The 24,049-nt window shown below is 70.9% G+C and carries 25 protein-coding genes, 3 tRNA genes and 1 pseudogene; 11 read left to right on the forward strand and 18 right to left on the reverse strand.

Annotated features, from left to right (window positions below):
* A pseudogene (locus D474_RS0110540) lies at positions 1-1,044 on the reverse strand (hypothetical protein); the annotation flags it as partial.
* A gap of 144 nt (positions 1,045-1,188) precedes the next feature.
* Here D474_RS0110540 and D474_RS0110545 point away from each other — a divergent pair.
* Entirely contained in the window at positions 1,189-1,986 is a 798-nt protein-coding gene (locus tag D474_RS0110545; RefSeq protein WP_017613542.1) for a TIGR03089 family protein, read from the forward strand.
* A gap of 30 nt (positions 1,987-2,016) precedes the next feature.
* On the opposite strand, the gene D474_RS32670 is transcribed toward D474_RS0110545, so the two are convergent.
* The 3 genes from D474_RS32670 to D474_RS0110555 form a co-directional block, all read right to left on the reverse strand.
* Complete coding sequence (locus D474_RS32670) at positions 2,017-2,181, reverse strand: hypothetical protein (RefSeq protein WP_193373992.1); 165 nt, start codon at positions 2,179-2,181, stop codon at positions 2,017-2,019.
* 174 nt (positions 2,182-2,355) lie between these two features.
* Positions 2,356-3,570, reverse strand: a complete 1,215-nt coding sequence (locus D474_RS0110550; RefSeq protein WP_017613543.1) for an amidohydrolase — start codon at positions 3,568-3,570, stop codon at positions 2,356-2,358.
* A gap of 68 nt (positions 3,571-3,638) precedes the next feature.
* Entirely contained in the window at positions 3,639-4,451 is an 813-nt protein-coding gene (locus tag D474_RS0110555) for a helix-turn-helix domain-containing protein (protein ID WP_017613544.1), read from the reverse strand.
* A gap of 299 nt (positions 4,452-4,750) precedes the next feature.
* Between D474_RS0110555 and D474_RS0110560 the strand changes: the two genes are divergently transcribed.
* Both D474_RS0110560 and D474_RS0110565 read left to right on the forward strand, forming a co-directional pair.
* Positions 4,751-5,170 carry a PLD nuclease N-terminal domain-containing protein gene (locus tag D474_RS0110560; protein ID WP_017613545.1) on the forward strand — a complete coding sequence of 140 codons (420 nt, stop codon included), beginning with the start codon at positions 4,751-4,753 and terminating at the stop codon, positions 5,168-5,170.
* A 120-nt stretch (positions 5,171-5,290) separates the two neighbouring features.
* Positions 5,291-5,953: a peptidylprolyl isomerase gene (locus D474_RS0110565; RefSeq protein WP_017613546.1), complete on the forward strand. Its 663-nt coding sequence runs from the start codon at positions 5,291-5,293 to the stop codon at positions 5,951-5,953.
* 53 nt (positions 5,954-6,006) lie between these two features.
* On the opposite strand, the gene D474_RS0110570 is transcribed toward D474_RS0110565, so the two are convergent.
* Positions 6,007-7,179 (reverse strand): cysteine desulfurase family protein, encoded by a 1,173-nt coding sequence (locus D474_RS0110570; protein WP_017613547.1) that lies wholly within the window; start codon positions 7,177-7,179, stop codon positions 6,007-6,009.
* Between the two features lie 74 nt (positions 7,180-7,253).
* Here D474_RS0110570 and aroA point away from each other — a divergent pair, with 74 nt between their 5' ends.
* Together aroA and rsgA are read left to right on the forward strand one after the other, a co-directional pair.
* A complete protein-coding gene (gene aroA, locus D474_RS0110575; RefSeq protein ID WP_017613548.1) occupies positions 7,254-8,546 on the forward strand; it encodes a 3-phosphoshikimate 1-carboxyvinyltransferase in 1,293 nt (430 codons plus the stop codon).
* A complete protein-coding gene (gene rsgA / locus D474_RS0110580; RefSeq protein WP_017613549.1) occupies positions 8,543-9,559 on the forward strand; it encodes a ribosome small subunit-dependent GTPase A in 1,017 nt (338 codons plus the stop codon). Before aroA ends, rsgA begins: the two co-directional genes overlap by 4 nt.
* Before the next feature lie 79 nt (positions 9,560-9,638).
* Here the strand turns inward: rsgA and D474_RS0110585 are convergent, their stop codons facing one another.
* Positions 9,639-9,929 (reverse strand): DUF2087 domain-containing protein, encoded by a 291-nt coding sequence (locus D474_RS0110585; protein WP_017613550.1) that lies wholly within the window; start codon positions 9,927-9,929, stop codon positions 9,639-9,641.
* Positions 9,930-9,954: 25 nt separating this feature from the next.
* Complete coding sequence (locus tag D474_RS0110590; protein ID WP_017613551.1) at positions 9,955-10,560, reverse strand: TetR family transcriptional regulator; 606 nt, start codon at positions 10,558-10,560, stop codon at positions 9,955-9,957.
* 137 nt (positions 10,561-10,697) lie between these two features.
* On the opposite strand from D474_RS0110590, the gene hisN reads away from it, so the two are divergent.
* Positions 10,698-11,504 carry a histidinol-phosphatase gene (gene hisN, locus D474_RS0110595; RefSeq protein ID WP_017613552.1) on the forward strand — a complete coding sequence of 269 codons (807 nt, stop codon included), beginning with the start codon at positions 10,698-10,700 and terminating at the stop codon, positions 11,502-11,504.
* Between the two features lie 80 nt (positions 11,505-11,584).
* Positions 11,585-12,094, forward strand: a complete 510-nt coding sequence (locus D474_RS0110600; RefSeq protein ID WP_040703308.1) for a hypothetical protein — start codon at positions 11,585-11,587, stop codon at positions 12,092-12,094.
* Between the two features lie 253 nt (positions 12,095-12,347).
* Here D474_RS0110600 and D474_RS0110605 read toward each other — a convergent pair.
* The 4 genes from D474_RS0110605 to D474_RS0110620 all read right to left on the reverse strand — a co-directional run bounded on the left by D474_RS0110605 (position 12,348) and on the right by D474_RS0110620 (position 15,947).
* Positions 12,348-12,424 (reverse strand) — tRNA-Met (locus D474_RS0110605).
* A gap of 121 nt (positions 12,425-12,545) precedes the next feature.
* Positions 12,546-12,622: transfer RNA gene (locus D474_RS0110610), tRNA-Met, on the reverse strand.
* 122 nt (positions 12,623-12,744) lie between these two features.
* Positions 12,745-12,821 (reverse strand) — tRNA-Met (locus D474_RS0110615).
* Between the two features lie 171 nt (positions 12,822-12,992).
* Positions 12,993-15,947, reverse strand: coding sequence for a UPF0182 family membrane protein (locus D474_RS0110620; protein ID WP_017613554.1), 2,955 nt, complete (start codon positions 15,945-15,947; stop codon positions 12,993-12,995).
* Between the two features lie 299 nt (positions 15,948-16,246).
* Between D474_RS0110620 and D474_RS0110625 the strand changes: the two genes are divergently transcribed.
* A complete protein-coding gene (locus D474_RS0110625) occupies positions 16,247-16,783 on the forward strand; it encodes a PPA1309 family protein (protein WP_239647039.1) in 537 nt (178 codons plus the stop codon).
* An 89-nt stretch (positions 16,784-16,872) separates the two neighbouring features.
* On the opposite strand, the gene D474_RS0110630 is transcribed toward D474_RS0110625, so the two are convergent.
* From D474_RS0110630 to D474_RS0110640, 3 genes are all read right to left on the reverse strand, one after another.
* On the reverse strand, positions 16,873-17,931 hold the full coding sequence (locus D474_RS0110630; protein WP_017613556.1) for a YlbL family protein: 1,059 nt from the start codon (positions 17,929-17,931) through the stop codon (positions 16,873-16,875).
* Between the two features lie 111 nt (positions 17,932-18,042).
* Positions 18,043-18,480: a molybdenum cofactor biosynthesis protein MoaE gene (locus D474_RS0110635; RefSeq protein WP_017613557.1), complete on the reverse strand. Its 438-nt coding sequence runs from the start codon at positions 18,478-18,480 to the stop codon at positions 18,043-18,045.
* A gap of 75 nt (positions 18,481-18,555) precedes the next feature.
* Positions 18,556-19,623 (reverse strand): NAD-dependent epimerase/dehydratase family protein, encoded by a 1,068-nt coding sequence (locus tag D474_RS0110640; protein ID WP_017613558.1) that lies wholly within the window; start codon positions 19,621-19,623, stop codon positions 18,556-18,558.
* Between the two features lie 123 nt (positions 19,624-19,746).
* Between D474_RS0110640 and D474_RS0110645 the strand changes: the two genes are divergently transcribed.
* From D474_RS0110645 to D474_RS0110655, 3 genes are read left to right on the forward strand one after another with little or no spacing between them, the layout of a single operon-like run.
* On the forward strand, positions 19,747-21,174 hold the full coding sequence (locus D474_RS0110645) for a zinc-dependent metalloprotease (protein ID WP_017613559.1): 1,428 nt from the start codon (positions 19,747-19,749) through the stop codon (positions 21,172-21,174).
* 3 nt (positions 21,175-21,177) lie between these two features.
* The gene (locus D474_RS0110650; RefSeq protein ID WP_017613560.1) at positions 21,178-21,756 is read left to right on the forward strand and encodes an NUDIX hydrolase; all 579 of its coding nucleotides are present in this window, start codon (positions 21,178-21,180) and stop codon (positions 21,754-21,756) included.
* Between the two features lie 29 nt (positions 21,757-21,785).
* A complete protein-coding gene (locus D474_RS0110655; RefSeq protein ID WP_017613561.1) occupies positions 21,786-22,121 on the forward strand; it encodes a hypothetical protein in 336 nt (111 codons plus the stop codon).
* A gap of 21 nt (positions 22,122-22,142) precedes the next feature.
* Here D474_RS0110655 and D474_RS0110660 read toward each other — a convergent pair whose 3' ends face one another.
* From D474_RS0110660 to D474_RS0110675, 4 genes are all read right to left on the reverse strand, one after another.
* A complete protein-coding gene (locus tag D474_RS0110660; protein ID WP_026118363.1) occupies positions 22,143-22,691 on the reverse strand; it encodes a M48 metallopeptidase family protein in 549 nt (182 codons plus the stop codon).
* A gap of 122 nt (positions 22,692-22,813) precedes the next feature.
* Positions 22,814-22,978 (reverse strand): hypothetical protein, encoded by a 165-nt coding sequence (locus tag D474_RS32675; protein ID WP_017613563.1) that lies wholly within the window; start codon positions 22,976-22,978, stop codon positions 22,814-22,816.
* A 56-nt stretch (positions 22,979-23,034) separates the two neighbouring features.
* Positions 23,035-23,313, reverse strand: coding sequence for a WhiB family transcriptional regulator (locus tag D474_RS0110670; RefSeq protein ID WP_017613564.1), 279 nt, complete (start codon positions 23,311-23,313; stop codon positions 23,035-23,037).
* Between the two features lie 198 nt (positions 23,314-23,511).
* On the reverse strand, positions 23,512-23,871 hold the full coding sequence (locus tag D474_RS0110675) for a hypothetical protein (RefSeq protein WP_017613565.1): 360 nt from the start codon (positions 23,869-23,871) through the stop codon (positions 23,512-23,514).
* Positions 23,872-24,049 lie beyond the last annotated feature (178 nt).

The following is a 24,049-nucleotide window of genomic DNA, read 5'->3' on the forward strand; positions in this document are numbered from 1 at the left end:
AGCGGTGGCGACCACGGTGATCACGACGACCACAGCGGAGATGATCAGCAGCGGGATCAGGGAGTCCGACAGGTACTCCAGGTAGGGATGGGAGAGCCCGTACCCGGCGTAGAGGCCCATGAGCACGCCGACGGTGAGCCCGCCCAGCATCGGGACCGCCTGGCCGCGCCGGGCGAGCAGCAGGAGTCCGAGGAACCCGACAACGGGCAGCAGGTCGCGGAGCACGTCGATGCGGGTTACCAGGGCGAGCCCGAAGACCAGACCGGCCGCGACGGCGAGCACGTGGGCCCGGCCCCAGCGCTCGGTCAGGTTGCTGTGCCGGGAAAGGGCGTCGTAAGCAAGCACGAGCCCGCCCAGAAGCAGGATCTGTGTGACGGGCTCGCTGTAGGTGAACCGGCTGACCCACTGCTGCGGGAGGCAGATCGCCAGCACCAGGGCGGCGAGCGGGGCCCAGCGCACGCCGACCAGGCGGGCGGTCAGCCCGGCGAAGACCAGTACGCCGAGCGCGCCCAGGATCGGCGTGGTCACGAGCATCCCGGTGAGCCCGCCCAGCCAGTAACCGATGCTGGTGAGCAGGGGTGCGCCGGCCATGAACTGGGGCCAGATCACGTCGTCGCGCTCGTAGTGGGCCAGGCTCTGGTAACTGAGCGCGGGGTCGTTGCCGGCGATGAGCTCGTGCATGCGCGGGATCGGCAGTGATCCGTTCTCGGCGATCCACACCGTGTACATCGCGTAGGAGGCCGGATCGCGGCGGATCACGAGGGCCTCGGCGTGGTAGGCGATCTGCACGACCGCGAAGACCACCACGATGAGCAGGACGAGCACGACCGGCCACCAGGGCGCGCGGTCCTCCTCCGGCTCGGGGATCAGCCTGGGGACGAGGGTGCACGCGGCCACGACGGCGGGGACACCGAAGATCGCCGAGAGCAACGGGGTGAACGCCCCCAGGGCCAGGAGGGGGAAGGTCACCAGGAGCCAGGCGGCTACAGCGATCGCGGGGAGCGCGGTGACACGGGCGAGGAATCGACCGGGAGACAAGCGCATGGGGTCACTCTGGCAGTTCCTGCCATCACGTGCACCCCGAGCCCTCTTCGAGCGGGAGGCTCCTGTGAGGGCGGCTTCGCCCGATCGGTCCCCTGTGCCGGGCCGCCGGAGGGGCCACGTGGTCACCGCTCCTAAGCTGTGGGCATGTCCGACACACCTGCCTCACCGGGCCCCGCGTGGCGCGCCCTCGTGGCCGCCGACCCCGCCCGCCCCTTCGTGACCGCCTACGACACCTCCGGCGGCCGGGTCGAGCTGTCCCGCGCCACCGTGGACAACTGGGTCTCCAAGACCTCGAACATGCTCATCGACGGCCTCGGCGCACAGCCCGGCGACCGGGTCGCCGTGGCTCTGCCCCTGCACTGGCAGTCGCTGGTGTGGCTGCTCGCGGCGTGGTCGGTGGGCGCGATCGCCGAGCCGGCCCGCCCGGGTGAGGTGCCCTCGGGTGCCCACTTCGCGGTCGCGGACGCCGACCGCCTGGAGACGGCCTTGGACAGCGGCGCCGAGGAGGTCGTGGGCACGTCCCTGCACCCGCTGGGGATGCCGCTGAGCGGGACGCCCCCGATGGTCACCGACTACACCGTCGAGGTGCGCGGCCACGGCGACCACTTCGCGCACTACCCCGTGGACGCCGGGGAGCCCGCCCTGCGAAGCGACCGCGAGTACACCGGAGCCGAGCTGGTGGAGGCCGGGCGCGCACGGGCCGAGACGTGGGACCTGGGCGAGAAGGACCGCATCGCGGTTTTGTCCGGGGAGCACGCCCCGCTGTCGGTGCTCGGCGCGAACCTGTCCGTGCTGGGCGCGGCCGTGCACGCGGGCACCCCGCTGGTGCTCACCCCCGGTTCCGCCGACGGCCTCGCGCAGCGTCTGTCGACCGAACACGTGACGGCGGCGGTGTCGGCGGACGGTACCGCGGTCCCCGAAGGCGTGCGCGCCCTGGACTGACGCCTGGCGGCCCCGGCGTTCCTACTGGTCTCAGCGTTGGCGGGGCTCATCCTGCTGCCGCCCCTGTGGCTCTGACCGGCCGCGCGGGGCCGGGCGCGCTTTGCGGGACAGCCGCACCAGGCGGTCCTCCCTGGCTTCCTGCTCGCGTTCGGCTCGGTAGAGGTCGGCGGCGCGAGCGGCGAGACCGGGGTGCACGGCGGCTCCTCAACGGGGTTCGGGCTCCCGGCCGAGCGTGTTTCCCAGCCTGGTTCCAGACTCCGACTGAGGCACCCGGTGCCACCATCGGTCACATGCCCTACCCGCGCGGGCGGCCGCGCCTCACCTGCTCGCGCGGCCGCCCTGAGGCCCCTCACCCAGCGCGGCGGGGGCTCAGTCCTCGCGGTAGTAGGGGTCCAGCGCCTCGCCGCGGCCGGCCCCCTCGTCGAAGGTGTAGACCTCGCGGCCCCCGACGAAGACCTGCAGCGCGCGGCTCATCACGTCCAGCGGATCGCCGGACCACACCACGACGTCGGCGTCCAGCCCCGGGCGCAGGGCACCGACCCGGTCCTCCAGCCCCATGATCTCAGCGGGGTTGAGGGTGATGGCGCGGATCGCACTGTCGCGGTCCAGGCCCTCCTTCACGCACAGGATCGCCTGATAGATGAGGAAGTCGATAGGGATGACCGGGTGGTCGGTGGTCAGCGCGACCTTCACCCCGGCCCGGTCGAGGATGCCCGGGTTGGTGAGGGTCCGCTGGGACACCTCCAGCTTCGACCGGCTCGTCATGAGAGGGCCGCTGATGACCGGGATTCCGCGTTCGGCGATCTCGTCGGCCAGCAGGTGGCCCTCGGTCGTGTGGTTGATGACCAGCCGGTACCCGAACTCGTCCGCGAGCCGGAGCGCCGTGTGGATGTCGTCGGCCCGGTGGGTGTGCTGGCACCACGGCACCTCGCCCTCGAGCACCCGCACCAGGACCTCCAGAGTGTTGTCCCGGTCGAAGGGGGTGCCCTCGGCGGCGGCGTGATCGCGCTTGGCCTTGTAGTCCTGGGCCTTGGTGAGGGCGTCGCGGATCACGGCGGCCACACCCTGGCGTGTTGAGGGCAGACGGTCCTTGTTCCCGTACACGCGTTTGGGGTTCTCGCCCAGGGCGCTCTTGACGCTGGCGGGCTCCTTGAGGAGGCGGTCCTCCATGCTGCGGCCCCAACACTTGACCGCGACGGTCTGCCCGCCGATGGGGTTCCCGGAGCCGGGTTTGATGACCGAGCTCGTGACACCGCCGGCGAGGGCATCGACAAAGCCCAGGTCGGCGGGGTTGACCGCGTCGAGCGCGCGCATCCGCGCGCCGTTGGGGTCGGTCATCTCGTTGGTGTCGTCGCCGGCCCAGCCGACGCTCTCCTCGTGCACGCCGATGTGGCCGTGCGCCTCGACGAACCCCGGCAGCACCCACTTGCCGGCGGCGTCGACGACCCTGGCGCCCGCGGGGACGGTGACCTCGGAGTCCGGTCCGACGGCGGTGATCCGGCCGTCGGAGATGAGCACCGTGCCGCCGTCGACGGGGTCACCGTCGACGGGCACGACGTATCCGGATGTGATCGCGATATCCATGGCGCGCAACCTAGCCCACGCGGGGCAGACCGCCCAAGACCCGCGGGGTCACGACTCGGCGACCGGGCTCAGTCGTCGAGGCAGCGCGCGGTGAGCAGCTCGGAGTCGGGCGACAGTTCCACCCCGACGTCCTCGATGGCGTCGCGCACCATCGTGCACCCCGCGACCTGCTCGGCCTCGGCGGTGAGTTCGCCGCCGCGGGCCCCGAACGCGTAGACCATGCTCGGCCGGTCGGAGAACTCCATGAGCCGGAACGCCTCTCCCAGGCCCGGGTGGTCAGGCGTGGCCTCCGGGATCACCGCGATCGTGACGATGCCGGCGTCGACGAGGTCGGCCAGGAACTTGCGCTGCGCGTTGAGCACCTGTACCCCGCCCTGAGGGCGGCGCAGGACCGACTCGTTCAGCACCACGCGCAGCCCCGGCCCGCCGGGCGCGATCATCGCGGCACGGTGTTCCATCTCGTCGTCGACCATGAGCTCGACCTCCTCGTCCCCGAGGTGGCCCAGCCGCGGTTTGATCACGGCCCTGGAGTACTCGGGCACGCGCAGGAACACCGGGATCGCGACCGGCTGGTGTTCCCACAGGTGCTGAGCATGCACGCCCAGCTCGCACAGGTCGGCGAACTCGTTCGGGAACGCCTCGGCCTGGAGTGTGATCGCCCAGGCCTCCATGAGCTGGTGCTCGGGGCCGAGAGCGGTCTCCACACGCGCGACGAGCGAGCGCGCGGGACGGCAGTGGGCACGCTCGACCTCGCGGAGCTTGTCGTCACTGACCCCCACGGACCGGGCGAGCTCGGCCCGGGTGAGCCCGCGATCGGAACGGGCCCGCAGGACCCGCGCCGCGAACGGCAGCCACATCGCGGACGGCAGTGCGGTGTTCATCCGACCTCCCGGGTTCGTGGCCGGCCGCTCGGCCGGATCGGTGTGCGGGCGGGTCCTGCCCGGTGCAACTCGTCCATCTCGTCGCCTCCCGTTGTTCCGGGTGTTCCCGGGTCCGCCCCGTGCGCAACCCGGTACTCTTCCGGTCCCGGACACAGCCGGTCCCGGCGGCGTGGACCGACCTTCCTCCTGTACACACGGGAGGTCAAGGCCCGCGGTGGGTACGGCGATCCGTGATAAGTCATGACAGGGGCCGCGGCCGCAGTCCCGGTCTCCTGGTGTCCCCCGATTGGAAAGTCCCCGTGGTCTACCTCGCGCTGTTCCTCGCCGTGATGTCCCTGGCCATCTGGATGTACGCACTGTTCGACGTGATCAGCGCGGACGCCGGGTCGACACGGCTGCTGTCCAAGCCGGTGTGGGTCGTGATCGTGCTGTTCCTGCCCAAGTTCGGCGGACTGCTGTGGTTCACTCTGGGGCGCCCGCCCAGAGAGTCCCTCGTCACCACCCGGCCCCCGGCCACGACTTCGCCCTTCCCCGAATACGACCGTCCGAACCGGGCTCGGGGGGCGACCCCGGAGGAGGACGAGGAGTTCCTCCGCCGATGCCGCGAGCGTGCCGAGGCCCAGCGCCGGCGGGCCCGTGAGCTGCAGGCCCGGGAGGAACAGGAGCGCCGCGAGCGTCAGGAGCGCGAGCAGGACGAGGACGGCCTCGACACGGAATGAGGCCCGTGCGCGGACCGCTCCCCGGCACGTCCGAGGGCCAGGGTCCTGTCGCGCTGTGGTCCGGGTGCCGCAGTACCCTGTGGACCGCCCAGCCGCCGAACCTGACCCGGAAGTGAACCGATGACGCGTTTGACTCTCCCCGCCTCGGCCCTCCTGGCCACCTCGGCCCTGATGCTGACCGCGGCGTGCGGCGACGGGTCCCCGTCGGAGCCCGAGGAGCAGCCCGACGACGAGCAGACCCAGGAGGACCAGCAGTCCGACGAGGACGCCGGTCCGCCGGACGTGGACGTCTCCGACGTCGAGGGCGCCGTGTTGCACACCAGTGAGGGCGACATCGAGCTGGAGCTGCACTCCGAGGACGCCCCGGTCACCGTCTCGAACTTCGTGGGGTTGTCGGAGGACGAGTTCTACGACGGTCTGATCTTCCACCGCGTCATCGACGACTTCATGGTCCAGGGCGGCGACCCCGAGGGCACCGGACGCGGTGGCCCCGGGTACACCTTCGACGACGAGGTCGACTCCGACCACAGCTTCGACGAGCCGGGCGTGCTCGCCATGGCCAACTCCGGCAGAACCCCGGAGGGCGACGGGACCAACGGGTCGCAGTTCTTCCTCACGGTCACCGAGACCACGCACCTGGACGGCCAGCACACGATCTTCGGGCACGTGGCCGACGACGACTCCCAGGAGGTCCTGGACTCCATCGCACAGGTGGAGACCGATGCCCAGGACCGTCCGGTCAGCGACGTGACCCTGGAGTCGGTCACCATCGAGCGCGCTTAGGGCCTGTTCGACAGTTGCCTGCACGGAACGCGTCCACCGAGCGGGCGCTGGGCTCAGTGGCGCCGCTTGGCGCGGGCGGCGCGTGAGCGCTCGACCGCCGGGCCGATGGCCGCGGCCAGGGCGGCCACGTCCTCCGAGGTGGAGGTGCGCCCCAGGGACAGGCGGAGGCTGCTCAGCGCGGTGTCGGGGTCGGCGCCCATGGCCAGCAGCACGTGGCTGGGCTGGGCCACCCCTGCCGAGCAGGCCGAACCGGTCGAGCACGAGATGCCCTGGGCGTCCAGCAGCATGAGCAGTGCGTCCCCCTCGCATCCGGGGAACGACAGGTGCGTGATTCCGGGCAGGCGCCGTTCGGGGTCACCGTTGACGACCGCGTCCGGAACCACCTCGCGCACACGGGCCTCGAGCTCGCCGCGCAGTGCGGACACGTGCTTGACGTGCTCCTCGCGCTCGTCGACAGCCATACCCACGGCGGTCGCCAGTCCCCGCACCAGCGCAGTGGGCACGGTCCCCGAACGCACGTCGCGTTCCTGGCCTCCCCCGTGCAGCACCGGAACCGGGGTGAGCCCGCGCGCGAGCACCAGCGCACCGGCCCCCACGGGCCCACCCAGTTTGTGCCCGCTGAGGCTGAGCGCACCGACCCCGCAGGCGGCGAAATCGACGGGCTCGGCGCCCACGGCCTGGACCGCGTCGGTGTGCATCGGGATCCCGTACTCGGCGGCGACCTCGGCGAGTTCACGGACCGGCTGGACGGTGCCGACCTCGTTGTTGGCCCACATGACCGAGACCAGCGCCACCGACCCCGGGTCGTCCGCGACCGCCTCCCGCAGGGTCTCGGGGCTGACGCGCCCCAGGTGGTCCACGGGCAGGTACTCGACCTGCGCGCCCTGGTGGTCGGCGGTCCACTGCGCCGGGTCGAGCGCGGCATGGTGCTCGACCGCGCTGAGCAGCACGCGCCGCCGGGCCGGGTCCTGCGCGTTCCGGGCCCAGTACAGGCCCTTGATCGCGAGGTTGTCGGCCTCGGTCCCGCCCCCGGTGAAGACGACTTCGTGCGGAGTGCATCCCACGGCCCCCGCGATGCGTTCGCGTGACTCCTCGACGGTGCGGCGCGCGGCCCGGCCGTGGCCGTGCAGGGAGGAAGGGTTGCCGAGGGAGCCGAGCGCGGCCGTGACGTCGGCGGCGACCTCGGGGCGGACCCCGGTCGTGGCAGCGTGATCCAGATACACCATGTCGCCACCAAGGATACTTCGGACGCACCGGCCTCTCGGAACCGCGGTGGCACCGTTTCCCATAACCTGGGACCATGCCTGACTCCGCGTCCCCGCAGCCGCCTGCCGCCGACCACTGGCCCGCACCCACGGCCGACCGTCCCGTCCGTACCCGCCTGTCCCTGCCCGGTTCCAAGTCCGTGACCAACCGTGCGCTGGTGCTGGCCGCGCTGTCGGAGACCCCGTGTGTGGTCCGCCACCCCCTGACCAGCCGCGACAGCGACCTCATGGTGGGCGCGCTGCGTTCCCTGGGTGCGCGTGTGGAGCAGGACGGCGACGACCTGGCCGTCACCCCGGCCGATCTGCGCGGCCCGGCGTCGCTGGACGTGGGCAACGCCGGCACCGTGATGCGGTTCGTGCCCCCGATCGCGGCCCTGGCCGACGGTGACGTGCACTTCGACGGCGACCCGCGTTCGCACGAGCGCCCGGTCGGCGCGCTCCTGCAGGCTCTGCGCGTGCTGGGCGCCGACATCGACGACGGCGGCAGAGGCGCGCTGCCGATGACCGTGCACGGGACGGGGTCCCTGCCGGGCGGCGAGGTCACCCTCGACGCGTCGGGGTCCTCGCAGTTCGTCTCTGCGCTGCTGCTCAGCGCGGCCCGGTTCGAGAAGGGCCTGCGTCTGCGCCACGACGGCCCACCGGTGCCCTCCCAGCCGCACTTGGACATGACCGTGGAAATGCTGCGCGCGGCCGGGGTCACCGTGGAGACCGGCGAGGACGAGTGGCGGGTCGAGCCGGGTGCGATCCGGGTGTCGGAGATCCCCGTGGAACCGGACCTGTCCAACGCCGCCCCGTTCCTGGCCGCAGCCCTGGTCACTGGCGGCGCGGTCACCGTCGCAGACTGGCCCGAACACACCACGCAGGCGGGCGACGCCCTGCGCTCGCTGCTGGCGCGCATGGGCGGCGAGGTCGCCCGCGACGGCGGCGACCTGACCGTGTACGGCACGGGCAAGATCCGCGGGATCGACGCCGACCTGCACGACGTCGGCGAGCTCACCCCGACGATCGCCGCGCTCGCCGCGCTGGCCGACACCCCCTCGCGCCTGACCGGCGTCGCCCACCTGCGCCGACACGAGACCGACCGCATCGCCGCGCTGGCAGCGGAGATCACCCGGCTCGGCGGCCACGCGGAGGAGCTCGAGGACGGCCTGGTCATCGAGCCGTGCCCGCTGCACGGGGGTGTGTTCCACTCCTACGACGACCACCGCATGGCCACCTCGGGCGCCGTGCTCGGGCTGGCGGTCCCCGGGATCGAGGTGGAGGACATCGCCACGACCCGCAAGACCCTGCCCGACTTCCCGGGGCTGTGGTCGGAGGCCCTGTCGTGAGCCGCACGCGGGGCGGCGGCCGCCACATGGACGAACGCGACGTACGCGTGCGTGCCCGGGGCGGTTCCAAGCCCCGCACCCGCAACCGGCCCAAGCACTCCGACGCCGTGGAGGGCCTGGTCACCGCCGTGGACCGGGGCCGGTACCGGTGCCTGGTCGACGGCGTCTGGGTGGTGGCCATGAAGGCCCGCGAGCTGGGCCGCGGTTCCATCGTGGTCGGCGACCGTGTGGACGTGGTCGGCGACCTGTCGGGCAAGCCGGACACACTCGCACGGGTCGTGCGGGTCAAGGAACGCCGATCGGTGCTACGGCGCACGGCCGACGACACCGACCCGGTCGAGCGCATCATCGTCGCCAACGCCGACCAGCTCGCGATCGTGTGCGCCCTGGCCGACCCCGAACCGCAGCCCCGCTTCGTGGACCGTTGCCTGGTCGCCGCCTACGACGCCGGGCTGGAACCCCTGCTGTGCCTGACCAAGGCCGACCTCGGGGACCCCGGGCCGATGGTGCGCCTGTACGAACCGCTCGGTGTGCCGAACGTCGTGCTCGGCCCGGACTCCGACCCGACCGGGCTGTCCGAGCGCCTGGCCGGGCACACGACGGTGCTCGTGGGCTCCTCCGGAGTGGGCAAGTCGACGCTGGTCAACCGGTTGATCCCCGGAACCGACCGGGCCGTGGGCGGGGTCAACAGCGTCACCGGACGCGGACGCCACACATCGACCTCCGCGGTAGCGCTGGCCTTCGAGGGCGGGTGGCTCATCGACACCCCGGGTGTGCGCAGTTTCGGGCTCGCCCACATCGCACCGGAGGAGATCGTCGAGGGTTTCCCGGAGATCGCCGAGCTCACCCCGGACTGCCCGGAGGTCTGCGCGCACCGTCCCGAGTCCCCCGGCTGCGCCGTCCAGGCGGCGTTGGCGGCAGGGAACCTGGACGCCGACCGCGTGGCCTCCCTGCTGCGGCTGCTCTCCAGCCGCGAGGGCGAGGACGAGGAAGCGCCCCCGGACCCTTCCTGATCGCGGGGATCTTGCTACCAGAGCCGGGTTCAGCGCTGAAGTCGGCTCTGGTAGCAAGATCCCCGAGCGTCTGCCCCGTTCAGAGCTCGACGGTGCCGCCGCAGCGCCAATAGGCCCGCCGGTCGTGTTCGAGGAACCCCTCGGCGAGCAGGCCCCCACGCAGCGCCGCCAGGTCGGATCCGTACCGCAGCAGCACCGCGGTCAGCTCCGGTTCGGTGTAGCGCACGCCCGGTTCCAGACCGCGCGCCACGTGGTCGAGCAGGACGAGCCGGTCGAGGCGCCGCACAGGCATGGCCGTGATCCGCCCGCCGGAGGTGTAGGAGTCCAGCACCTCCTGGCGGTGCCCTTCTGTGTAGGAACCGTCCCGCACGGGGTCACTCCTCCTCTCGGTCCGCTCAACCCCGGGTACGGCCCGCCTCCGGCAGGCCCACGCAGAGCATGCCGTGGACCACGGCCTCCACCCGGCGGGCGGCCTCGTCGGGGTCGATGGGTTGCAGAGCGTAGGAGACCGTCAGGCGCAGATTCACGTCCGCGACGGCCTCTGTCACCGAACGGTCCAGCTCGGGGCAGCTCTCGGCCAGCATGGCCGACATGCGCTCACCGAGCACGTCCAGCAGCGGCGCCGAACGGGTGGTGACCACGGGCAGCAGTTCGCGGTCGCCGGCGACGACGGCGCGCAGGAGCGGGTTGTCGCGCAGCGAGCGCAGCACGAAACCGGTCGTGCGGCTGACAGCGTGCACGGGATCGGACCTGTCCTCCTCCAGCAACGCGACGACCTGGTCGAGCAGGCTGTCGGCCTCCCGGACCACGACCGCCTGCAGCAGCCCTTCCTTACTGCCGAAGACGTTGTAGAGCGTCTGCCGGGACACCTCAGCGCCCGAGGCGATGTCGGCCATGCGCTGCTGTGTCCAGCGGCCCGCCACGACCTCGGCGTAGGCGGCGTCCATGAGCCGCTCCCGCACGGGGGTACGTTCGGAACGCCCTTCGTTCACCGGTTCCATACCCTCCATGATCGCATCTGCCGCCGGACCGGAACCCCGGAGCCGCAAGGGTTCCGGTTCCGTCGGGTGTCACACTTGCATCACGTGGGGGTGCCCCTTTGGCCATGTTCGTTCCGGGGCGGGTAGCGTTACCGCCCATGGCGTCCTTCGACGATGATCTGCGTCTGGCCCACGTGCTCGCCGACGCTGCCGACGACATCGCTCTCAAGCGTTTCCGAGCACTCGATCTGGTGGTGGACACCAAACCCGACCTCACCCCGGTGACCGAAGCCGACCGGATGGTCGAGGAGACGCTGCGCAGCGTGCTCTCCCGCGCCCGCCCGCGCGATGCGGTGGTCGGCGAGGAGTACGGCAAGACCGGCAACAGCAACCGGGTGTGGGTCATCGATCCGATCGACGGCACCAAGAACTACGTGCGCGGCGTCCCGGTGTGGGCGACGCTCATCGCCCTGCTCGAGGGCGACCGCCCCGTCGTGGGCGTGGTCTCGGCCCCGGCGCTGCAGCGCCGCTGGTGGGCCTCACAGGGCAGCGGGACATGGACGGGGCGCAGCCTGTCCAAGGCCTCGCGTTGTCAGGTCTCGCAGGTCGGCGAGCTCTCAGACGCCTCGCTCAGTTTCTCCTCCCTCACCGGTTGGGAGGAGCAAGGCCGCCTGGATTCCTTCCTCGGCCTGACCCGGTCGGTCTGGCGCACGCGCGCCTACGGGGACTTCTGGTCACACGTGATGGTCGCCGAGGGCACGGTCGACATCGCCGCCGAACCGGAACTGTCACTGTGGGACGCCGCCCCCCTACCGATCATCCTCGAGGAGGCCGGAGGCCGCGCCACCAACCTGCGCGGCGAGGACTTCGAGGACGACGGACCGCTGGTGTGCAGCAACGGCGCCCTCCACGACCAGACCCTGACCTGGCTCAACGGCGGCCCCACCCCGCTGCGCTCGACCTGATCCCGCCCGGGCCCCGGTACCGGCCGGGCTCCGGGCCGTTCGGTGCTGACGGGTCGGTCCGTTGTAGTAGCGTGCACGGCGTGTTGACGACCCACCCTGTGCGGCGCCTGGCCGTGTGCGCCGCCCTGCCCCTGTTCCTGCTGGCCACCGGCTGTTCCGAAGGGCACGGCCACAGCCCCGAACAGCTCGACGCCATGATCGCCGAGGACGCACGCGAGGCGAACGAGGCCGAGGAGGAAGGGCTCCCCGAGTCCCGTTTCGACCCCGACACCCTCATGTGCGAGCCGGACGTGGACACCGCCGACGGGTGGCGCACCGACGTGCCGCGCCGCGCCGTCGAGGAGGGCCCCGTCGCGCTGTCGGCCCAGGCACCTGACGACACCGAGGCCGCGGGCACCGAGGTCGTCGTGGTGGGCCCGGACGAGGAGCCCGCGACCGCGCCGGCGGGAGTCGAGGACGGCGAGGCGGCCCCGGTCGAGTTCCCCGACGACTTCGAAGGCGCCGGGCTCACCGCGGGCACGTACACCGTCCTGTGGACGGACGAGGAGACCGGGACGGCGCTGGCCTGCGACGGGTTCGAGGCCGAATAGCTGCGCCTGCGCCCACCCGCGCGCCTGAGAGGGCTGTGGGCGCCCTGAACCACCCGGTCCGATCCGAGAGGAGCCCCGTGGGCCGCCGGACCCCACACCGGCCGTGTGCGCGCCCGCGGGGTTCTTCTGTGCCCGGGCCCGGCACGGCCGCTCCGGAGAAAACCGGGCGAGAGGCGAGAACAGAGGGGCCGGAAGAACAGAAGGATCGGACAGAAAAGGCGCCGGGTGGAAAGAATTCCACCCGGCGCCTTCTTGGTAGCGGGGACAGGATTTGAACCTGCGACCTCTGGGTTATGAGCCCAGCGAGCTACCGAACTGCTCCACCCCGCGTCGATGGCCTCGATGTTCGGACCTTGCGGCCCGGGTGCCGTACCGGTTCCACGAGAGGAACCGGATGAGACCCACCCGAAGGGAATCCCCCGGAGACCGAGATGAACTCGGACCGGGGTCTTGGTAGCGGGGACAGGATTTGAACCTGCGACCTCTGGGTTATGAGCCCAGCGAGCTACCGAACTGCTCCACCCCGCGTCGTTGACCTCAACTTTAGGACCTTGCGGCCCGGGTGGCAAATCGGTTCCCCTTGCGGTTCGCCGAGTGAGGTCCACCCGAAAAATCCCCCGGCCGGAAGGCGAACCCCCCGGCCGGGGACCTGGTAGCGGGGACAGGATTTGAACCTGCGACCTCTGGGTTATGAGCCCAGCGAGCTACCGAACTGCTCCACCCCGCGTCGGTGTGTCTCCACACTATCGCGTCCGCGGGACTCCCCGGAACGGTGCTGGTGTGCGGCCACTCACCCGGTGGGGTCCTTCCCCGGGAACGGCCGCGGGGCGGCACCCTCGACGGGTACCGCCCCTCACGGAACGCTCTCGGAGCGCGGGCCCTCAGGCCCCTGGGCCCATCAGTTGCCCATCTGCCCCTCGATGTCCTCCAGGGCGTCACGCAGGCGCTCGTTGGCCTCGTCGTTGGACTCCTGGGCCTCCTCCCAGGCCTCCACGGCCTCGTTCAGGGACTCGACGAGCTCCTCGTCGGTCCCACCGGCCTCCTCGTCGCCGGCCCCGGCGTCGCCTTCGGCCGGGTCCTCGTCCTCGGTGCCCTCGGTCCCCTCCTCGCCGGCGTCCGGCTCGGGGAGCGGGTCCTGGCCACCCTCGAACAGGTTGTTCAGAGCCTCCTGGAGGGTGCTGCCGATGGCGACCTCCTCACCGAAGCCGACCATCACCTGCTGCAGCAGCGGGAAGGACGCAGCACCGCCGCCGCCGGCCTGGACGTACAGCGGCTCGACGTAGAGCAGACCGCCACCGAACGGCAGGGTGAGCAGGTTGCCCCGTGTGACCTCCGCCTCGGACTGCTCCAGCGGGAGCAGGACCTCACGCACGTCCGCGTCGGAGTCGAAGGCGTTCTGGATCTGACCGGGACCGAAGATCACCGTGCTCCGCGGAAGCTCCAGGAGCTGGAGCTGTCCGTAGTCGTCGGAACGCGGGTCGCTGTCCACGGCCATGAACGCCGCCAGGTTCTCACGGCCCCGCGGCACGAAGGTCGAGGTCAGCGAGAAACTGGCCTCCTCCGAGCCCGGGAAGTTGATGGTCTGGCGGTAGGGCGGCTCGGCCTCGTCGGTCTCGTTGGTCGGGTCCTCCGGGACCTCCCAGAAGTCCTGACCGCCGTAGTAGGCGTCCGGCTCGGTCACGTGGTACTCGCGCATGACCTCGCGCTGGACCTTGAACAGGTCGTCCGGGTACCGGATGTGGTCGATGAGCTCGTCGCTCATCTCGTCCCGGGGCGTGACGATGTCCGGGAACGCACCCATCCAGGTCTCCAGAACGGGATCGTCCTCGTCCCACTGGTACAGGTCCACCGTGCCGTCGTAGGCGTCGACGGTGGCCTTGACCGAGTTCCGGATGTAGTTGACCTCGTTGCCGGGCAGCGCACCGACCTGCTGCACCGAACCGTCGGTGAAGGTGTCGGTGACCGCCTGGTTGAAGTCGAGCCGGTTGGCGTACGGGTAGTTGTTGGACGTGGTGTAGGCGTCCACGATCCACTTGACCTGGCCGTCGATGACCGCCGGGTACGGGCGGCTGTCCGTGGTCAGGAACGGGGCGACCTTCTGGACGCGCTCCTCCGGGTCCCGCTCGTAGATGATGCGCGAGTTGCTGTCGATCGCGCTGTTGAGCAGGATGCTCGTCTCCTGGTACTTGATCGCGTACAGGATCCGGTCGAAGAAGTTGTTCAGCGGCACGCCGCCTTCACCGTCGTAGTTGGTGTAGGCCTGCGATCCCTCGGGCTCCTCGGAGCCCTCGCCCTCGGCGCCGGCGTCGGCATCGGCGTTCTCGCCGCCGCCTTCACCGTTGCCGTCGGCATCGCCCTCGTTGGGTGCGCGGGACTCGTCCACGACCGCGTCCTCGGGCGTGGGCACGTCCTCGGTCTCCTCCTCGGCGTCGAGGGGGTAGTCGTACTCGTCCTCGGCGCCGACGATGACGTACTCGGCACCCTCTCGCCCGTAGTAGATGCGCGGCTCGTACTCGCCGGTCACCTCACTGAGCTCACCCCGGGGCGGGATGTTGTACTCGGTGAAGACCGGTCGGCCCTCGTCGTCGATGAGGTTGCCGGCCGCGCCCACCATGCCGTAGCCGTGCGTGTAGATCAGGTGCCGGTTCAGCCAGTTGTCCTGATCGTCCGGCGGGCCCTCGAGCTCGCGGACGGCGACCAGGGTGTCGGTGAGGTTTCCGTCTGTGTCCTCGTAGCGGTCGACCTCGAGCACGTCCGGGAACTGGTAGAAGCCGCGGACCTGCTGCATCTGCTGGAAGGTCTGCGAGACCACGGACGGGTCGGCCAGGCGCACGCTCGGGATCGTGTCGGCCTCCTCGGCCAGCTCCTGAGGCGTGAGCTCTGTGGTGGCGTCGTAGGTCTGCACGTCCGAGTCGGCGATGTCGTACGCCTCACGGGTGTGGTCGATGTTGCGCTGGATGTACTCGGACTCCAGACGCTGCTCGTTGGGGTTGACCTGGAACCGCTGGACGATCTCCGGGTAGGCCACGCCCACGAGCACGCCCGACAGCAGCAGGAGCCCCAGGCTCGCCATCGGGACCATCGTGTTCTTGAAGTAGATGTTGGCGAAGAACAGCACCGCGCAGATCAGCGAGATGACGGTGAGGATCGTCAGCGCCGTCTTGACCGCGTTGACGTCGGTGTAGGCGGCACCGAACGTGTAGCCGCGCTCGGAGAAGAGCAGGCCATAGCGGTCGAGCCAGTAGGAACCCGCGCGCAGCAGCACGAAGAGGCCCAGGAGCACCGACAGGTGCACACGGGCGGACGGGGTGGCGCGCTGGCCGGTGTCGTTCTGCAGCCGGACGCCGCCGTACAGGTAGTGCACAGCGACCGCGGCGATGAACGCCAGGATCACGGCGGCGTACAGGTACCCGAGCAGGGTCTCCAGGAAAGGCAGGGTGAACGCGAAGAACCCGATGTCCATGCTGAACTCGGGATCGTTCGACCCGAAGTTCGTCGCGTTCATGAACTGCAGGAACGACTGCCAGTCACCGCTGGCGGCCGCACCGGCGAGAAGCGCCAGGGCGCCGACGGCGATCCAGTAGAAGAGCTTGCGGTGCGGGTCGATGGACTGCCGGTAGCGGTCCAGTCCCTGCTGTTCCAGGCTGGCCGGGCGCATCGCCGGCCGGGCGCGGTAGGCGAAGTAGATGCTGGCGCCGACGACGACCGCCATCACCAGACCTGCCGCGGCGAACAACAGCACACGGGTCCACAGCTCGGTCAGGAAGACCGAGGTGTAGCCGACGGACTGGAACCACTTGAAGTCGGTCCAGAAGTTGGCGGCGAACACCAGACCCGCGATGATGACGACCACGGTCGCCGCGACAGGCGCGAGCAACCTTGATCGGCGAGGCATACGCGCAGGTGGTGCGCCGGGCGATCGGAAGCTCACGCCTCCCCCTCGTTCTGACTTGGTAGGTGCGTTTCGGTGCGCATGTGGCGCCCTATTACAAGAAACTTATTCGGTGGCCGTCAGGTTCCCGAAATCACCGCCGGTCGAGTGACAAGCGTGCATCGTTACTGCATCGGAGCTGCATCCGGTCGGGGGCCGGGACCGACCCTACTGGGACGTGGCGGGCGCAGCGAGGTCCCCACATCGGCCACCATGGAAACGTGTCGAACATTCGTGAAGCCGTGATGGACCTGGAACACCACGTCGCAGAACAGGGGTGGGACCAGCCGCTGGAACTGTACGCCCTGGTGCCGACGGCCGAGTTGCTCGAGGCCGAGCCGGCCGCCGCTCAGCTGCTGGGGATCTCCGAACCGGAGTCCCCGGACGAGCTGACCCCGGTGCAGCAGGAGCGTCTTCCGGAGGACGTCCCTCTGGAGGAGGCGCTCGGGCGCATCATGTGGCCCGAGGGTGTGGCCGGGTGCGCGTTGGTGATGGAGCGCCTCGTGGTGAAGGGGTCCGACGAGACCCTGGCCGTGGACGAGGACCCCAACACCTCCGGCAAGGAGACCGAGGAGATCCGCATGGTCGCCGGGGTCGTGCGGGACGGGTCGCGTTACTGCGCGATGCGCCTGCGCAACCACGACACCGACGAGGACGTGATGCACGGGACGGACCTGATCCCCGCGCTCACCTCGGCTCTTGCCCTGACCCTCGACATCGAGCTGCCGGCCACCGAGCAGGGGTCGCCGGAGACCTGAACCGACGCCCCGTGGACCGACGACGGCGCCGCACCCGATGCGTTCGGGGCGGCGCCGTTCTGTCGCCGATGGCCGTGCGGCCGGCGCCGCTACTCGCAGCGGGGCAGGTCGTCGCTGCCGGAGTCGATGGTCTCAAGGGCGTCGACGGCCTCGTCGAGGGTGTCGACGGCGACCACGTCGACCTCGCCGTAGGCGGCGGACTGGCTCACCTGGGAGCAGCTGTCGGAGGCGATGAAGAAGTACTCGGCGCCGATCTGCTGGGCGCTGACCATCTTCTGCGGGATGCCGCTGACCCCGCCGACCTCGCCGTCGGCGGTGATGGTGCCGGACCCCGCCACCTCGGCTCCGCCGGTGATGCCGTCCTCGCTGAGACGGTCCATGATCCCGAGGGAGAACATCATCCCGGCGCTGGGGCCGCCGATCTGGCCGACGGTGATGTCGACGTCGACCGGGAAGTCCATGTCGTCGGCGACGAGGACCCCCACAGCCGCGGAGCCGTCCTCGCCCGCCTCGGTCTCGAGCTCGACCTCGACCTCCTCACCGTCACGGTCGAGGAGGACGGTGACCGGTTCTCCGGGCTCACGGTCGGCCACCATCTCGACGACTGCGGGGCTTCCGACGGAGGCGGCGTCCTGCGTGTGGGTGGGCACCGGTTCGCCGTCGACCTCCAGGACGACGTCGTCGGGTTCGACGAGCCCCTCGGCCGGCATCCCCTCGACCGCCTCGGCGACCACGGGCACCGCCTCGTAGTCGGTGCCGAGCTGGTCGAGGGCGGCCGCGGTCGCCTCGGTCTGGGAGTCGTTCATCTGGACGCTCTGGCGCTCGGTGACCTCCTCGGGGGTGCGGTCCGCGGGGAACAGCAGTTCCTCGGGCAGGACCGCGTCGCGCGGAGAGAGCCAGGAGGTGACGACGGTGAAGAAATTGAGGCGGTGATCGGGGCCGCCGGCGTACTGGACCGTGACCATCGACAGCGATCCGTCGTCGTGCTCGTAGGTGTCGGAACCCTCGATCTCGATGACCGGTTCACCCTCCAGATCGCCCGTGGTGTTGACGATCGCGCCCGGCGCCGCCACCAGATACGGCATGGGCAGGAAGAGGCTGCCGACCCCCAGCCCGATGAGAAGGACGAGGGCGACAGCGAGGGTCATCACGCGACGAAGCATGCCCTACAGACTATTGCGGTCACGGGACGGTGCGCGCGCACCACCCTGGTTCGGAACGAAGCGGTCTCAGGGGATGTCCGGGGGCGGGGCGGGTCCTCAGGGAGAACCGACCCATTCGTCGTCGCCGTCGGCGAAGGACTGGCGCTTCCAGATGGGCACCTGGGCCTTGAGGTCGTCGATGAGGTGCCGGCACGCCTCGAAGGCCTCCTGGCGGTGCTCGGCGGAGGCGGCGACGACAACAGCTGTGTCGCCGATCTCCAGGTCTCCGACCCGGTGCACGGCGGCGAGCTTGACCACGGGGCGCCCGGCCGTGGAGATGTCGCCGAGGACCTTCTCCATGACGGCGCGCAGCTGCGCCTCGACGGTCGGGTGCGCGGAGTAACCGAGCGCGGCGACCCCGCGTCCGTGATCGTGGTCGCGCACGGTGCCCAGGAACACGGCTGTGCCGCCGGCGCGCGGGTCGGCGACCGAGTCCAGGACCTCGTCGACCGAGAGCGGCGTCTCACGTACGGCTGCCAGAGTGATCTCTTCCACGCTCCGACCGTATCAACCCGATTCGTGCGCGTGCGTCCGCACGGACACGGGTCCGGGCCCGCCCAGACAGCCCGGTCAGCCGCCCTTGCGCCTGCGCAGGTGGCGGATGGCAGCCGCGGTACCGATCGCTGCCGCGGCTGCACCAGCGGCGCCGGCCGCGGTGATGGTGACCTCCTTGCGGCCCACGTTCCGGCCGACGATGGCGTGCTTGCCCTCGCGGGACTCCAGGAGCGCGGCCAGGGCCTCCTCGTTGGTGTGCGCCGGTTTCCACCCAGACTCGCGCAGGCTCGTGCAGTCCACGACGCAGGGGTGCACGAGGAACTTGAGCTCACCCGCGGCCGCGGGGGTGATGCGGGCCCTGTGCAGGCGCCGGATCGCCCCGAAGGCGAGGTTCGCGGCGACCTCGAAGTGCTTCATCCCGGCGAGCTGTTCGACCTCGTCCTGCGACAGGGCCCCGTCACTGCCGACCGCCAGGGCGCCGTCCCGGCCGCGCACGTCCTCTGTGACGCAGTGGGCCAGCGCGCTGACGAGGTCGTCGACGTGGCAGAACTGCCAGTGCTGTTCCTGGCCCTTGACGGTGAGCAGGCGGGGGGCGGAGAAGTGGCGGCTCAGGAGGGTGTCGAGCTCGGGGCCGACCAGGGGCGCGGGGCGGACCACGGTGACCGACAGGCTGGGATGGGCCCGGCGGGCGCGTTCGGCCAAGGCCTCGACCTCCGCGAAGTCGCCCATGAGCCCCTCGCTGTTGTCCGATACGCGCGGGGCGTCCTCGGCCAACGGCACCGGGTTGTCCGGGTCGGCGCCGTGCACCATGGTGCTGGTGATCAGGACCACCCGGGGTACGCCCGAGGCAGCGGCGGCGGTCAGCACCGTCTGGGCGGCGCGGATGTTGTGCTGGCGCCGGCGGACCGGCTTGCTTTCCGGGGAACGGTCGTCGGCGGTGTGTACGAGCACATCGACACCGTCGAGGCGGGAGACCAGAGCCGGGTCGCACACGTCGGCGATGCGCCACGTGACCCCGCGCAGGTCCGCGAACTCACTGTCCACGGCCACGACTTCGGACGGGGCGGAGGAACCTTCCGCGTCGGCCAGACGTTGCACGAGGAGCCGGCCCACGCCCGACGCGGCGCCGGTGACCGCGACCACTGATCCGGCTCCGTCGCGCGAGCTGTGCTCTGGGCGAACCTGGCTTCTATCGGTATTCACTCCGGGCGACTCCCAGCTAACGTGACAGTGGAGACCAAACCTAATCCTGCCTGAGGTCTGATTGTGAGCGACCTGCCTTTCGGTTTCAGCATGCCGAACGATCCCGATGACGAGTCCGGGCGCCGTTCCGGCGACTCCGGCTCGGGTGCCGGCAGCGGCGGCGGCCCGGGCGGAGGGGACTCCGGCACTCCGGGCGGCTTCCCGTTCGGGGACCCCAACCAGATGGCCGACATGCTCCGCCAGTTCGCGGACATGATGTCGTCCCAGCCCACCCCCGGTTCCGGCGGCGGCGAAGCCTCGTCGAAGTCGGGCATCAACTGGGACATGGCCAAGAACATCGCCCGGCACACCGTCGCCGAACACGGTGATCCCAGTGTGCCACCGGCCGACTACGCCAAGATCGAGGAGGCTCTGCGCCTTGCCGACCTCTGGCTCGGCGAGGCCACCGACCTGCCCTCGGGGCTCCAGACCGCACAGGCCTGGACCCGGTCGGAGTGGATCGAGCGGACCATGGGTTCGTGGGCGCAGCTGTGCGACCCGCTGACCTCCAAGTCCGTCGACGCCATGGGCAAGAACCTGCCGGAGGAGATGCAGTCCGTCGCCGGCCCGCTGCTGGGCATGGTGCAGCAGATGGGCGGCATGATGGTCGGCCAGCAGGCCGGACAGGCCATCGGAGAACTGGCCCGCGAGGTCATCGGCACCGCCGACATCGGTGTGCCCATGGCCGGCGAGGGGCACGCGGCCCTGCTCCCGGGCGGTGTTTCCAAGTTCGGTGAGGGCCTGGGCATCCCCGAGGACGAGATCCGCCTGTACCTGGCGGCGCGCGAAGCCGCGGTGCACCGCCTGTACTCGCACGTGCCGTGGCTGCGCCAGCACGTGTACCGCCTGGTCGAGGAGTACGCGGCCGGGATGTCCTTCGACGTCAGCGGCCTCGAGGACAAGCTCGGGCAGATCGACATCAACAACCCCGAGGCGCTGCAGGAAGCGCTCTCCGGCGGCATGGGCGGCGAGAACCTGCTGCAGCCCGAGGACACCCCGCAGCAGAAGGCCGCGCTCGCCCGCCTGGAGACGACCCTCGCTCTCATCGAGGGGTGGGTCTCCACGGTGGTCTCCAAGGCCGTCGCCGAGCGCCTGCCCCAGGCCGACGCCCTGGCGGAGGCGACCCGTCGCCGCCGCGCCACCGGGGGCCCGGCCGAGCACACCTTCGCCGCCCTGGTCGGCCTGGAGCTGCGGCCGCGCCGCCAGCGCGAGGCCTCGTCCCTGTGGACGGCGCTGGAGGAGGCCCGCGGGGTCGAGGGGCGCGACGCGCTCTGGGAGCACCCCGACCTCATGCCGACCGGCGACGACCTCGACGACCCGGACGCGTTCGTCAAGGGCGGCGAGTTCGCCGACTTCGACATCAGCAAGCTCACCGGAGAGAGCCCCGAGGGTCCGGAGGGCTCCGGTGGTGACGGCGAGGAGACCGACGGCAAGCGCGGAGAGGACTCCTGACACGTGTCCTTGCACGCCGATGCCCGTGAGGTCCTGGCCGGGTGGGACGCGCCCGACGCCGAGCAGGAGGGGTTGCGCTCCTCCTACCTCGCCCACCTGGACGAGCACGCCGACGCCATGCGCCGCGAGTGCCTGCCCGGCCACCTCACCGCGAGCGCCGCGGTCCTGTCCGCGGACGGCTCGCACGTGGTGCTGACCCTGCACAAGGCCCTGCGCATGTGGTTGCAGACCGGCGGCCACTGCGAGCCGGAGGACACCACGCTGGCGGCCGCGGCACTGCGCGAGGCCACCGAGGAATCGGGGATCCGCGGCGTGCGCGTGCTGTCCGGTCCCGTGCGGTTGGACCGCCACGCGGTGCCGTGCGGCGGGGGCAGCCATCACCTGGACGTGCAGTTCGCGGCTGTCGCCCCGGAGGACGCCGTCCTGGTGCGCGACCCCGACGAGTCCTCGGACCTCGACTGGTTCCCCGTCCGGGAGCTGCCGGAGCCGACCGACGAGTCCGTGCGCGCCCTCGTGTACGCGGCCTCCCGTGCGGTGGCGGCCGAGGGCACCAACACGCGGAGGCCGTCATCATCTCCCTGATCATCACCGCGACCGGCGCCGTCGTCGGCGTGCTCGTCGTGATGCTGGCGCGCGGACTGGAGAGCGCCAACCGGCAGATCGTCGAGGACAAGCTCGACGGGCGCCTGCACAAGCGCGAGGCCGCCGTGGCCGAGAAGGAGCTGCTGACCCGTGCCCGTCGGATCGGCCCCGTCCTGATCGCGGCGACGGGCGCGCTGACGGGGGTCACCATGTGGGAGGCACTGGCCTCCGACGACTGGGGCGGGTGGACCCCGTTCCACCTGGTGTTCTTCGGAGCCCTGCTCCTGGTGACGCTCGCCGGCCACGCCCAGGTCGGCTCCCGTCTCGCCGACGCCCGCGAACGCGTCACCCGCCTGACCCCCTGATCCGGGACCGCAGCTGGAGGGTCAGTCCGTGACGGTGCCCTCGGCCGGGTCCTCGGGGTGGGCGAGCTCGGTGCGGGTCGCCGCGCTGAACCCCTCGAGGTAGCCGCGGGCACGCTCGGCCTTGGGGTACCGGGCCACCAGATCCCAGAACTCGCGGCCGTGCGTGGGGATGCGCAGGTGCGCGAGTTCGTGCACGAGCACATAGTCCACGACCCAGGCCGGCATGTCCTCCAGTCGGCGCGAGATGCGGATCGTGCGGTTCTCCGGCGTGCACGATCCCCAGCGCGCGTTCTGGTTGTCGACCCACCGCACGCTCTCGGGGAGTTCCGTTCCGTCCAGGTACCGCCGGGCCAGCTCGACCGCGCGTTCGAGGAGTTCCTCGTCACCGGAGTGGCGGCGTCCCTGCTTGGCCTCGAGCTTGCGCAGCATCCGTCCCACCCACTGCTGTTCCTCAGCGTGGGAGAAGGAAGCGGGCACGAGGACGACCGTGGTGTCCCCGTCCCGGTACGCGGACACGGTCCGCCGACGACGGGAACTGCGTCGCACCTCGATCTTGGGTCTCGAGGGCACGCCCCTCACGTTAGTCGAGCGTGTCCGTCACGAACAGGTTCCGCATGTCCAGTTTTGCCGGTTCGATACGAGCGCGGCCGGACCGGAGCCCTTCGCCCCGGCCCGCCCGCGTGTTCCAGCGGTCAACACAGCCGTGACCACGCCAGTTCCATGAGCGCGTCCTCCGTGCGGCGCTCCGCACGCTGACGGGCGCGCAGCCGGCGGGCGCCGAGCCTGGTGCTCTGCAGTTCCATCCGGCGTTCCTGGTCGGTCTCCTCGGCGAGGCGCAGCAGTTCGAGCATCATCATCGTGTGGTCCTTCGGGTTCGGTGCGGGGTCGGTGCGGGAAGGGTCGGGTGGGCCGTTCAGGCCGCGGCCGGCGCGGGGTTCTTGCGCGGCCGGCCGCGGGGGCGCTTGCGCGCCACGACCTGGCCGGAGACGAGCAGCTGTCCACCCCAGACGCCCCAGGGCTCGCGGCGCTCGAGGGCGTCGGACAGGCACTGTTCCTTGACCGGGCAGGCGCCGCAGACGGCCTTGGCCGCCTCGACATCGGCGGGCGCCTCGGCGAAGAACAGGTCGGGCTCGTAGCGGCAGGGAACGGAGACCTCACCCAACCAGGGCGTTTGCAGGACCGACGCGAGCATCGGTGCCCTCCAGCATCTGTGTCGTTTCGTTCAACGCGGTCGGTGTTGCTTGCCGCCTTCGGTGGCGGCTCAGGGACCTGACTTGCGTTGGAGCCCGTGTTCCCGGGTCCTCTCCCCGGGGGAGAGCCCCTGGTTCGGGACACAAAGAAAGCCGCGGCCCCTTCTCGGGGTCCGCGGCCACGGGACGAAACTCCCGGCCTACTCCGCTGGGCCGGAATTCCTCCGTGGACACTGCCCCGGTGCGCCGTAGCGCGGGGTAGCTTCGACGAGATCGATGACACGCTCGCCACGCTCTCGGGCGAGGGCGCCGGACCCGGGCACACGCGTGCCCGTGCCTGCGTCGGCGCACAGGCCGTTCACACGGGCCGGTCCTTGCAGACTCTGGCCCGGGTACTCGCCTGCGAGCTGCAACAGGTGCGGCAACCCGTGGGAGGGTTCGCCGCTGGTTCCGGCGGTGACGCCGACGAGGCCACGCCAGGTGGCACCCAGGTCACGCGTGTGCACGAACGGCACGTCGAAGCCGGCAATGGAACCGGTGGTCATCGTGGTGTCGGTCATCGGATCTGGGCACCTCCTTCGGGGTCGGGCGTCAGGGTCTTTCACCTGCGCCGGTGTGGCGGTCAGCGACGGGTTACACACTACGGGGGCCCCACAGGCCCGGCAACCCATTTTTGACCTGCGAAGACGTCCGGATCCGGCCACAACTTCCGGGCGTCTCGGCGCATCGGGCTCCGGG

Source organism: Nocardiopsis salina YIM 90010 (assembly GCF_000341025.1).
Taxonomy (GTDB): domain Bacteria; phylum Actinomycetota; class Actinomycetes; order Streptosporangiales; family Streptosporangiaceae; genus Nocardiopsis; species Nocardiopsis salina.

Bases quoted from the DNA above. Each gene is read 5' to 3' on its own strand.
- D474_RS0110545 (WP_017613542.1), top strand. From the start codon at position 1,189: ATGTCCGACACACCTGCCTCACCGGGCCCCGCGTGGCGCGCCCTCGTG.
- D474_RS0110550 (WP_017613543.1), bottom strand. From the start codon at position 3,570: ATGGATATCGCGATCACATCCGGATACGTCGTGCCCGTCGACGGTGAC.
- D474_RS0110555 (WP_017613544.1), bottom strand. From the start codon at position 4,451: ATGAACACCGCACTGCCGTCCGCGATGTGGCTGCCGTTCGCGGCGCGG.
- D474_RS0110565 (WP_017613546.1), top strand. From the start codon at position 5,291: ATGACGCGTTTGACTCTCCCCGCCTCGGCCCTCCTGGCCACCTCGGCC.
- D474_RS0110570 (WP_017613547.1), bottom strand. From the start codon at position 7,179: ATGGTGTATCTGGATCACGCTGCCACGACCGGGGTCCGCCCCGAGGTC.
- aroA (WP_017613548.1), top strand. From the start codon at position 7,254: ATGCCTGACTCCGCGTCCCCGCAGCCGCCTGCCGCCGACCACTGGCCC.
- D474_RS0110590 (WP_017613551.1), bottom strand. From the start codon at position 10,560: ATGGAACCGGTGAACGAAGGGCGTTCCGAACGTACCCCCGTGCGGGAG.
- hisN (WP_017613552.1), top strand. From the start codon at position 10,698: ATGGCGTCCTTCGACGATGATCTGCGTCTGGCCCACGTGCTCGCCGAC.
- D474_RS0110630 (WP_017613556.1), bottom strand. From the start codon at position 17,931: ATGACCCTCGCTGTCGCCCTCGTCCTTCTCATCGGGCTGGGGGTCGGC.
- D474_RS32675 (WP_017613563.1), bottom strand. From the start codon at position 22,978: ATGATGATGCTCGAACTGCTGCGCCTCGCCGAGGAGACCGACCAGGAA.
- D474_RS0110670 (WP_017613564.1), bottom strand. From the start codon at position 23,313: ATGCTCGCGTCGGTCCTGCAAACGCCCTGGTTGGGTGAGGTCTCCGTT.
- D474_RS0110675 (WP_017613565.1), bottom strand. From the start codon at position 23,871: ATGACCGACACCACGATGACCACCGGTTCCATTGCCGGCTTCGACGTG.